Annotated in this window: 9 protein-coding genes; 5 read left to right on the top strand and 4 right to left on the bottom strand. The window is 67.0% G+C overall.

The features are described from left to right. A partial coding sequence (locus DY467_RS24910; protein ID WP_246701640.1) for a methyl-accepting chemotaxis protein occupies window positions 1-1,003 on the top strand: 1,003 nt, incomplete at its 5' end. Window positions 1,004-1,018: 15 nt separating this feature from the next. Here DY467_RS24910 and DY467_RS24905 read toward each other — a convergent pair. Beyond that, the gene (locus DY467_RS24905; protein ID WP_107345884.1) at window positions 1,019-1,924 is read right to left on the bottom strand and encodes a DMT family transporter; all 906 of its coding nucleotides are present in this window, start codon (window positions 1,922-1,924) and stop codon (window positions 1,019-1,021) included. Between the two features lie 232 nt (window positions 1,925-2,156). Here DY467_RS24905 and DY467_RS24900 point away from each other — a divergent pair, with 232 nt between their 5' ends. After that, window positions 2,157-2,570: a DUF1330 domain-containing protein gene (locus DY467_RS24900; protein ID WP_164573075.1), complete on the top strand. Its 414-nt coding sequence runs from the start codon at window positions 2,157-2,159 to the stop codon at window positions 2,568-2,570. 12 nt (window positions 2,571-2,582) lie between these two features. Here DY467_RS24900 and DY467_RS24895 read toward each other — a convergent pair whose 3' ends face one another. From DY467_RS24895 to DY467_RS24885, 3 genes are all read right to left on the bottom strand, one after another. Next, window positions 2,583-3,512, bottom strand: a complete 930-nt coding sequence (locus tag DY467_RS24895; RefSeq protein WP_107345883.1) for a DMT family transporter — start codon at window positions 3,510-3,512, stop codon at window positions 2,583-2,585. Between the two features lie 158 nt (window positions 3,513-3,670). Continuing rightward, window positions 3,671-4,147, bottom strand: coding sequence for a Cys-tRNA(Pro) deacylase (gene ybaK, locus DY467_RS24890; protein WP_107345882.1), 477 nt, complete (start codon window positions 4,145-4,147; stop codon window positions 3,671-3,673). A gap of 274 nt (window positions 4,148-4,421) precedes the next feature. Next, entirely contained in the window at window positions 4,422-5,246 is an 825-nt protein-coding gene (locus tag DY467_RS24885) for an aldo/keto reductase (RefSeq protein WP_164639699.1), read from the bottom strand. A gap of 389 nt (window positions 5,247-5,635) precedes the next feature. Between DY467_RS24885 and DY467_RS24880 the strand changes: the two genes are divergently transcribed. The 3 genes from DY467_RS24880 (at window position 5,636) to DY467_RS24870 (ending at window position 9,177) form a co-directional block, all read left to right on the top strand. After that, window positions 5,636-5,947: a PilZ domain-containing protein gene (locus DY467_RS24880; protein WP_164639697.1), complete on the top strand. Its 312-nt coding sequence runs from the start codon at window positions 5,636-5,638 to the stop codon at window positions 5,945-5,947. Window positions 5,948-6,242: 295 nt separating this feature from the next. Further along, complete coding sequence (locus DY467_RS24875) at window positions 6,243-7,535, top strand: adenylosuccinate synthase (RefSeq protein ID WP_107345879.1); 1,293 nt, start codon at window positions 6,243-6,245, stop codon at window positions 7,533-7,535. Window positions 7,536-7,572: 37 nt separating this feature from the next. Further along, a complete protein-coding gene (locus DY467_RS24870) occupies window positions 7,573-9,177 on the top strand; it encodes a hypothetical protein (RefSeq protein WP_164639695.1) in 1,605 nt (534 codons plus the stop codon). Window positions 9,178-10,090: the final 913 nt, after the last annotated feature.

Below are 10,090 nucleotides of genomic sequence, written 5' to 3'. Positions count from 1 at the left end.
GGGTCAGCTCGACCTGACGCTGCCGGGCCTCGACCGCAAGGACGAGATCGGCGACATGGCCAACGCGATCGAGGATCTCAAAGTCCACGCCGCCGCCAAGGCGCGCGAAGAGGCCGACGCCCGAATCCGCCAGGATGCGATCGCCGCCGCGCAGCGCCGTGCCGACATGCACAAGCTCGCCGACGATTTCGAAAGCGCGATCGGTGAGATCATCGAGACGGTGTCGTCGGCCGCGACCGAACTGGAAGCCTCCGCCGGCACCCTGAACGTTAATGCCGAGCGGGCCCAGCATCTCACCGTCACGGTCGCCGGCGCCTCGGAAGAAGCCTCCACCAACGTGCAGTCGGTGGCGTCGGCGTCCGAGGAGATGACCGCGTCGGTCGAGGAGATCAGCCGCCAGGTGCAGGCCTCGGCCAAGATCGCGTCGGATGCGGTCGAGCAGGCGGCCCACACCAATCACCGCGTCGAGGAGCTGTCGCAGGCTGCGGCGCGGATCGGCGACGTCGTCGAACTGATCAACACCATCGCGCAGCAGACCAACCTGCTGGCGCTCAATGCCACCATCGAGGCAGCGCGTGCCGGCGAGGCCGGCCGCGGCTTTGCGGTGGTGGCCGCCGAAGTGAAGGCACTGGCCGAGCAGACCTCGAAGGCGACCGGCGAGATCGGTCAGCAGATCGCCAGCATCCAGTCGGCGACGCACGAGTCGGTCGATGCCATCAAGGGCATCGGCGGCACTATCGAGAAGATGTCGGAGATCGCTTCGACCATCGCCTCGGCGGTGGAGGAGCAGGGCGCCGCGACTCGGGAAATCTCGCGCAACATCCAGCAGGCGGCCGAAGGCACCCGCGCGGTGTCGTCGAACATCGTCGAGGTCGAGCACGGCGCCAGCGGCACCGGCGCTGCGGCCGGCGAAGTGCTGCATGCCGCGCAGTCGCTCGCCGGCGAGAGCAACCGGCTCAAGCTCGAGGTCGGCAAGTTCATGCACACGGTGCGCGCGGCCTGACGGCTGTGCGTACCGTCACCGCCGGGCGGCGATGAACACGCCGGCGACCACCATGGCGTAGCCGGCGAGGTGAAACAGCTCGGGCTTTTCGCCGAGCAGTACGATCGCCATCACCGAGCCGAACACCGGCATCAGATGCAGGAACGGCGCCGAGCGGTTCGGCCCGATCAGCGCCACCCCGCGGTTGAAGCAGAGATACGCCAGCATCGACGGGAAGATCACCACATAGGCGAGCGTCGCGGCGCTGAGCCAGTCGGCGCTCGGCCGCACGCCGCTGGCGTATTCCCAAGCGCTGAACGGCAGCAACAGCAGCGCGCCGCAGCCGGTCGTCACCACGATCAGCGACAGCGGATGCGTCGCCGGTCGCTTCGGCATCAAGGCCGAATACAGCCCGAATGCGCACAGCGCGCCGGCCACCATCAGGTCGCCGCGGTTTAGTTCGATCCCTGCCAGCGCCGCGAAGTCGCCGCGCAGGATGATGGTCAGCACGCCGAGCAGCGACAACGCGATGCCGGCCGCCTGCATCCAGGTCAGCCGCACGCCGAACAGCAGCAGCGACCACAGCGCCACGAACAGCGGCCCGGAGGACTGCATCAGCAGCGCGTTGAGCGCCTGGGTGTATTGCAGCCCCCAATACGACAGCGCGTTGTTGATCGCGAAGCCGGTCGCCGACAGCACGATCATCAGCTTCCAGTGGTGCAGCAGCTTGCGCCAGTCGTGCCGCAGATGCGGCCAGGCGAACGGCAACAGCAGCAGCATCGCGCCGACCCAGCGCGCGCAGCTCAGCGTCACCGGCGGCACATGGCCGGCCACCGCGCGGCCGAGCACGATGTTGCCGGCCCAGAACAGCGAGGTCAGGCTGAGCAGAAGATAAGGCTGGTGGGCGAGCCAGCCGAAAGCGGAGCGGGACCAGGCGATCAAATCGAGGGCCGGGGCAAGGGAACCATTTTGGCCTTCGTGCCTGAATTCACGTCGGCGCAAAAGAGGTGCGCGGCGGATTGCTGGCATGCGTCGCGAGTGTTTGCGTGGGCGGCGAGTTCCATGCGCCGCGCGGGTGGAAGCGTTGCTGCGGCGCGGTTGGCCGCGGCAAAGAATCGGCTACCACGTCGCCGGCGATCTGCGCATGCTGGCGCACGGATCGAGTGGGGCGAGGATGAGTATCGACGAGTTGAACATCGAAGGGCTGACGGCGCTCGACCGGGACGATCCCGGCCCGGTGGTGATGGTGAACCTGCTGCGGTTCAACGAGCAGTCCGGAGACGGCGACGGCACCGGTTGGGATGCTTACTTGCGCTACAGCGCCCAGAAGGTGGCGCTGATCAAGGAGCATGGCGGCATGCTGCTGTGGAACGGCAACGCCAAGGGCATCGCGCTCGGCCGCTCCGACCACGCCCCCTGGGACTATGTCTCGCTGGTGTATTACCCGACGGTCGCGGCGTTCATGGCGATGATGCGGTCGCCGGAATATCTCAGCCAGTGCGAGCCGCATCGGCGCAACGCCTGCGCCGATCACCTGATCATCTGCACCCGCGAGGCGTTCAGCAAGTTTCACATCCCGGTGAAGTGAGCGCCGGAGCGCTCACGCCGTCTTCGGCTTGCGCGCCGCGATCACCACGCCGGTCAGCACCAGCGCGTAGCCGACGGCATGGTAGAGGTGCGGCTGCTCGCCGAGAAACAGGATCGCCATCGCCGAGCCGAACACCGGCACCAGATGGAAGAACGGCGCCGAGCGGTTGGCGCCGATCAGCCGGACGCCGCGGTTGTAGCAGAGATAGGCCAGGATCGACGGGAACACCGCCACATAGGCCAGCGCGCCGAGATTGCGCCAATCGACTGCCGGCAGCGGCTTGGTGCTCAGCTCCCAGATTTCGAGCGGGATCAGGAACAGCGCGCCGCAGCCGAAGGTGAAGCCGAGAAACGACAGCGCGTGCATCGGCGGCCGCTTTTGGGTCAGCGTGGTGTACAGCCCGAAGCTCGCCAGCGCGCAGACGAACAGCACGTCGCCGCGGTTGAGATCGATCGCGGCGAGTTCGGCGATGTTGCCGTGCAGGATGATCACCACCACGCCGATCATCGACGAGCCGATGCCGATCGCCTGGGTCAGGGTCAGCCGCATCCGCAGCACGATCAGCGCCCACAGCGCCACGAATAGCGGCGCGGTGGATTGCAGCAGCAGCACGTTGAGCGCCGAGGTGTACTGCAGCGCGGTGTATTGCAGCGTGTTGAAGGTCGAGATGCCGATCACCGACACCGACACCATCAGCGGCAGATGCCGGCGGATCACCTTCCAATCCGCGATCAGGTGCCGCCAGGCGAACGGCGCGACGATCAGGAACGCGCAGGTCCAGCGCAGGAACGACAGCGTCACCGGCGGGAAGTGGCCGGCGATGGCGCGGCCGACAATGGCGTTGCCGGCCCAGAACAGCGAGGTCAGGCTCAGCAGCAGATAGGCTTGGTCGGAGATCCAGCCGAAGCGGGGCGCTTCAGCGGGCGGCGTCGTGGTGGTCATAGCAGGCCCGGTGCTCGGAAGCGGCGCGCACGCCCGGCCATGCCCGCATCAGCAGAACGCCGCCTCCCTTTGAGATTTGGCCCCAGCAATACGGGTTTTTGCACAGATCACAAGCAGGCTGCACGCATCGCGAGCATGCGCGGCGGCGAACCGGCGTGTCAGTCCGCTGCGATCGGGCGCGCCACGGCGCCGAGCGCGGTGACGGCGGCGTTGGGATCGAGCTCGATCTGCAGGCCGCGCTGACCGCCGTTGAGATACACCGTGGTTTCGGCGAGCGCGGCGTCGTCGATCGCCACCGGCACGCGCTTCTTCTGCCCGAACGGCGAGATGCCGCCGACATGGTAGCCGGTCAGCCGCTCTGCGTCGGCCGGCTTCATCATCTTGGCGCTCTTGCCGCCGAGCGCGGCCGCCAGCTTCTTCATGCTGACTTCCTTGTCGGACGCGATCACCGCACACACCGGCTTGCCATCCAGCTCGGCCATCAGCGTCTTCAGCATCCGCTTCGGCTCGACCCCCACCGCCGCTGCGGCGGCCAGTCCGATCGCCTCGGCGTTCGGATCGTACTCGTAGCTGTGCAGCTTGAAGGCGACGCCGAGCTTCTCCAGCATCTGGGTGGCGCGGGTGGATTTCGACATGGTGGGACTCGAGGCAGGTCGCAGGGCGGCGCAGACTGGCGTGCGCCGGCGCGCACATTGTCACTGCGCGCAAGCCGACGCAATGCAACGCCATCATGTCCCCCGCACCGTCATTCCGGGGCACGCGCGTCAGCGCGTGAGCCCGGAATCTGGAGGTGTGGGGCAGGGCGCTGGGACTTGCATTTCGGGATTCCGGTTCGCTCGCTTTGCGAGCGCCCCGGAATGACGAGGGTGGGGCCAAATACTCGGCCGCTCAGTTGTGGCGATCCCGCCGCTACGCCTCGTCCCACTTCGGCGAAAACGCCGGGGTGACGAAGCGCTGGTTCTTCGGCAGCTTGGCGATCACGGCGCGGTCGTCGAAGTCGAGCTTGATGGTCAGCGCGCCAAGATTGCTGCGCTGGCTGGCTTCGCTGCGGGCTTTCGGAATCGCCATCACGCCGTTCTGCTCCAGCAGCCAGGCCAGTGCCACTTGCGCCGCGGTGGCGCTGTGCTTGTCGGCGATCGCCTGCAGCTCCGGATAGGAGGCGAGCCGGCCCTGGGCCAGCGGCGCGTAGGCGGTGAGTGGGATGGATTTGCTCTGCAGATAAGGCAGCAGCTTGGTCTGCCCGAGCAGCACGTGATACTCGACCTGATTGCAGGCGATCGGCGCGCCGATCTCCTCCACCGCCTGCTTCATCAGCGCCACCGGGAAGTTGCAGACGCCGATCGCGCGGGCGCCGCCTTCGTCCTTGATCTTCAGCAGCGTCTCCAGCGCCGCGCCGAGATTCATGTCCGGCGCCGGCCAGTGGATCAGATAGAAGTCGACATAGTCGGTCTTCAGCTTGCGCAGGCTCTGGTCGAATGCCTTGCGGATCGCGTCGGGCGCGAGATTGGTCCACCACACCTTGGTGGTGAGATGAATCTGATCGCGCGGCACGTCGGTGTCTTCCAGCGCGTCGCCGACGGAGTCCTCGTTGGCGTACATCTCGGCGGTGTCGATGTGGCGATAGCCGAGGCCGAGCGCGGTCAGCACCGCCTCGTGGCAGTCCTTGCCCTGCAGCTTGAAAGTGCCGAGCCCGAGCTTGGGCACGCGAAGTCCCTGGGTCTTGATGCTGTCCATGCGGTCTCCTGGTGCGTCTTGGCGCGAACTGGACACCAGCCCGCTTCGACAAACGCGTCAAACCCAAATCAGGCTCACGGATCTCATTTGATCAGGGCGGCGGGCCGAGCGCGTCGCTACTCTTAGGAAAGCTTGCCACGCGGCGGAAAAGGTCAACGCATTGTGAATGCGAATGCCTGACATCTGCATTGGATTTTACGAATCGGAAGTGGTTGTGGATTACGATTCGCCACAACTGACGGGGGTAATAGTTCCAAGGGATTGGCTTCGCGCGCGGAGCCCAAGGCCCGCGGGCGGCTGCCGTCGGGGCGTCGATCCGAGGATTTCAAGAACAAGACGATTGGCCGCGACAACGTCGTTGCGGCGCCAAGAATTGCACGGAGCCGAGCGTGACCTATGGCGACCGCAAAGATCCGCGGGTCCGGTTCGAAACCGCGATAGATTCGGTGATGATTGCCGTCGATGGCACCTGGCGGCGCGATTGCGCGATCGCCGACATCTCGCAGACCGGCGCCAAGCTGATCCTGAAGACCTCGATGGCCGGGCTGAACCTGCGGGAGTTCTTCCTGGTGCTGACGCCGAACGGCACCGCCTATCGACGCTGCGAGCTGGTGCGGGTCGAGGGCGACACCATCGGGGTGCGCTTCGTCGTCGTCCGCAAGGGAGCCAAGCGGCTGCCGAACCAGCGGGCCAGTGTCTGAGACCAAAACGGTATTGCGTCCGGGGTGATCGGCAGTCACCGCGGGGCGACGCGTCGGCCTCGCCGGAATGCCTCCAAACAGTGACGGATTTCAGAGGGGATACAATGCGTTGCAGCGCCGTGGGACGGGCGTTTCGCTTGCGTCGCAAGCCTGCATCCGTTATCCGGTGCCGTGCCTCGTATGCGAGCGGCCACGGCCGCGTTTGCCTGGGCGCGCGAGCCCGATCCGTCATCGTCGCCACCGGCGCGCCGCGATCGTGCTTCATCCGATAAAGTGGCAGGGGAACCTTCTCGAAATGGCCAATGTCGTCGTGGTCGGCGCCCAGTGGGGCGACGAAGGCAAGGGAAAGATCGTCGATTGGCTCTCCGAGCAGGCCGACATCGTGGTGCGATTCCAGGGCGGCCACAATGCCGGCCACACCCTGGTGATCAACGGCGCGACCTACAAGCTGGCGCTGCTGCCCTCGGGCGTGTTGCGGCCGTCGAAGCTGGCGGTGATCGGCAACGGCGTGGTGTTCGATCCGCAGGCCTTCCTCGATGAAGTGAAGAAGCTGCAGGGCCAGGGCGTCGCGATCTCGCCGGACAATCTGCGCATCGCCGAAAACGTCACGCTGATTCTGCCGCTGCACCGCGAGCTCGACGCCACCCGCGAGAACGCCGCCAAGGCCGGCGCGATCGGCACCACCCAGCGCGGCATCGGCCCGGCCTATGAAGACAAGGTCGGCCGTCGCGCGATCCGGCTGATGGACCTCGCTGACCTCGACACTCTGCCGACCAAGATCGAACGGCTGCTCGCGCATCACAATGCGCTGCGCCGGGGCCTCGGCCAGCCGGAGATCGACGCCGGCCAGATCCTGGCGGAGCTGTCGGCGATGGCGCCGCAGTTGCTGCCCTATGCCGAGTCGGTGTGGCGTCTGCTCGACATCAAGCGCCGCGAAGGCAAGCGCATCCTGTTCGAAGGCGCGCAGGGCGCGCTGCTCGACGTCGATCACGGCACCTACCCGTACGTCACCTCATCCAATACCGTCGCGGCGCAGGCGGCGACCGGCACCGGCATGGGCCCGGGCGCGGTCGGCTATGTGCTCGGCATCTGCAAGGCCTACACCACGCGGGTCGGCGCCGGTCCGTTCCCGACCGAACTGACCAACGAGATCGGCGAAGAGATCGGTCGTCGAGGTAAGGAGTTCGGCGTCAACACCGGGCGCAAGCGGCGCTGCGGCTGGTTCGACGCGGTGCTGGTGCGGCAGACGGTGCGGACCTGCGGCATCGCCGGTCTGGCGCTCACCAAGCTCGACATTCTCGATGGCTTCGACAGCGTCGAAGTCTGCGTCGGCTACAAGCTCGACGGCAAGGAGATCGACTACCTGCCGGCCGGCGAGGGTGCGCAGGCGCGGGTCGAGCCGATCTACGAGACCATCGAAGGCTGGAAGGAGCCGACTGCGAATGCCCGCTCGTGGGCAGAGCTGCCGGCGCAGGCGATCAAATATGTTCGCCGCATCGAGGAACTCGTCGGCTGTCCGGTGGCATTGTTGTCCACCAGCCCGGAGCGCGAGGATACAATCCTGGTGCAGAACCCGTTCGAGGCTTAATAAGATGTTACCGAAAGACATCGTAAATTGAGTCGAGATGGCTGATTACTATCCGCTGATCGCACGCGCTATTGCGAGCCTGGATCCGAGTGCTCCGGGCGAGCAACGTCGCGCGATCTATGAGCGGGCGCGCGCGGCTCTGATCGCGCAGCTGCGCGGCGTGCAGCCGCCGCTGACCGAATCCGAAATCACCCGCGAGCGGCTGGCGCTCGAAGAGGCGGTGCGCAAGGTCGAGTCCGAGGCCGCGCAGCGCGCCCGCGATGCCTCGCGCGCCGAGCTTAAGGGCCGCGGCCGTCCGGGCGACCCGCCGCGTCCCGGTGATGCGCTGCGTGCGTCGAGCCGTCCGCTCGGTCGGCCCGGCGATCCGCCGCCGCAGGTCAATCGCGGTGCGCCGCCGAGCTCGATGCCGGAGCCGGAGCTGCCGTCGTCGGTGCGTCCGCGCAATCCCGACGAACCGATTGCGGCCGAAGACACCGGCGAGCCGAAGCCGTCGCGCACGCTGCGGGTCGATCCGCCGCCGATTCCGCCGGAGCCGCCGCTGCCCGGTCGCGGTCCCGCCGCGCCGCCGCGTCGCGGCCCGCTGCCGAACCAGCCGCCGCCGCCCGCCAATTCGCCGGGGCTGCGCGGCTTCCGCGATGTCACCGCCGATCTCGACGATCTCGGCCGCGCCGCCGCGCAGGCCAATCGCTCGGCGCGCAAGACCTACGCCAATGTCGCGCCGTCGCCGGAATTCGACCGGCTCGAGCCGACCATGGAGAACCGCTCCGATCCGGACGCGCCGTACTCCTATGACGAATCGCCCGACGAGGCGGCGCGCTACACGCCGCCGCCGGCTGCTTCACGTGTCCCGGCCGAGCCGAAGCTGAAGGGCAGCCGCAAGCCGTCGAAATTCCCGCTGCGCACCGCGCTGGTGATCGGCGTGGTGGCGATGCTGATCGGTGCCGGCCTGGTGTGGGGACCGGGCGTGGTGTCGAGCCTGATGTCGATGATGCGCTCGCCCTCGACCCAGACCGCCGCGCCCGCGACTCCGGCGCCGTCGACCGAGCGGCCGAAGATCACCGACCGGGTCGGCCAGCCGTCGACCGAGCAGGCTGCGCCGGTGGCGCAGCGCGTCGTGCTGTATGACGAGGATCCGAACGATCCGAAGGGCAAGCAGTACGTCGGCACGGTGGTGTGGAAGACCGAGCAGGTGAAGGGTGCCAGCGCCAAGGGTGGCGCCGACATCGCGGTGCGCGCCGACATCGAGGTGCCCGAGCGGGCGTTCAAGATGACGATGTCGTTCCGCCGCAACACCGACACTTCGCTGCCGGCGAGCCACACCGCGGAATTGACCTTCATCCTGCCGGCGGATTTCCCCGGCGGCGGTGTCTCCAACGTGCCGGGCATCCTGATGAAGTCGAACGAGCAGTCGCGCGGCACGCCGCTCGCCGGGCTCGCCGTCAAGGTTACCGACGGCTTCTTCCTGGTCGGCCTGAGCAACGTCGAAGCCGACCGTGCCCGCAACCTGCAGCTCCTCAAGGAGCGTTCCTGGTTCGACGTGCCGATCGTCTACAGCAACGGCCGCCGCGCCATCATCGCCATCGAAAAAGGCGGCCCCGGCGAACGTGCCTTCAACGACGCCTTCAAGGCCTGGGGCGAGTAGTTAGGACGGGGAGGGCGCCCGCGCCTTTGTGGTGCGGCGCCTGCGCGCTTCCATTCCTTCAAGTTGCTGTTCGACCTACAGCGTCATTCCGGGGCGCTCGCGTTAGCGAGCGAACCCGGAATCTCGACGTCGTATTGCGCGGCGCTGGCCCGCCCCCGCTGCATCTTGCTTCGCTACAATCTCCAGATTCCGGGTCTGCGTGCTTTCGCACGCATCCCGGAATGACGGCAGGTGGTTAGGGGGCGCGCGTGGCGTTCGTTCACTGCTCGGGCTTCTCCCCGGGTCATTCCGGGGCGCTCGCGTTCGCGAGCGAACCCGGAATCTCGACGCCGGCAAATAACAACGCCCGTCATCGCCCGCGCAGGCGGGCGATCCAGTATTCCAGAGCCTCCGTGCCGATCACCAGGCCCCTGGAATACTGGATCCCCGCTTGCGCGGGGATGACGTCAAAAGCGAGCGGTTGCCCAGAATGCACAGCTTCGCGCGGTACGCAGAACACTGCGAGATTCTGGGTCTGCGTGCTTTGGCACGCATCCCGGAATGACGGTGCGTGGTGAGGCGCGCGCGCGGCGTTCGCTGCTCGGGCTTCTCCCCGGGTCATTCCGTGGCGCTCTCGTCAGCGAGCGAACCGGGAATCGACGCCGGCAGATAACAACGCCCGTCATCGCCCGCGCAGGCGGGCGACCCAGTATTCCAGAGCTTCCATGCCGATCACCAGCTCTCTGGGATACTGGATCCCCGCTTGCGCGGGGATGACGTCAGAAGCGAGCGTCGCCCAGAAGAATGGACAGCTTCGCGCGTCGAAGAGCACAGCGAGATTCCGGGTCTGCGTGCTGACGCACGCATCCCGGAATGACCGCGGGTGGTGAGGGCGCGCGTGGCTTCGAGATGCCACGCATCCCCCGAATCAAAC

Source organism: Rhodopseudomonas sp. BR0G17, from assembly GCF_010907025.1.
GTDB classification, from domain to species: Bacteria; Pseudomonadota; Alphaproteobacteria; order Rhizobiales; family Xanthobacteraceae; genus Rhodopseudomonas; species Rhodopseudomonas palustris_H.
This window is presented reverse-complemented; position numbering and strand designations above follow the sequence as displayed.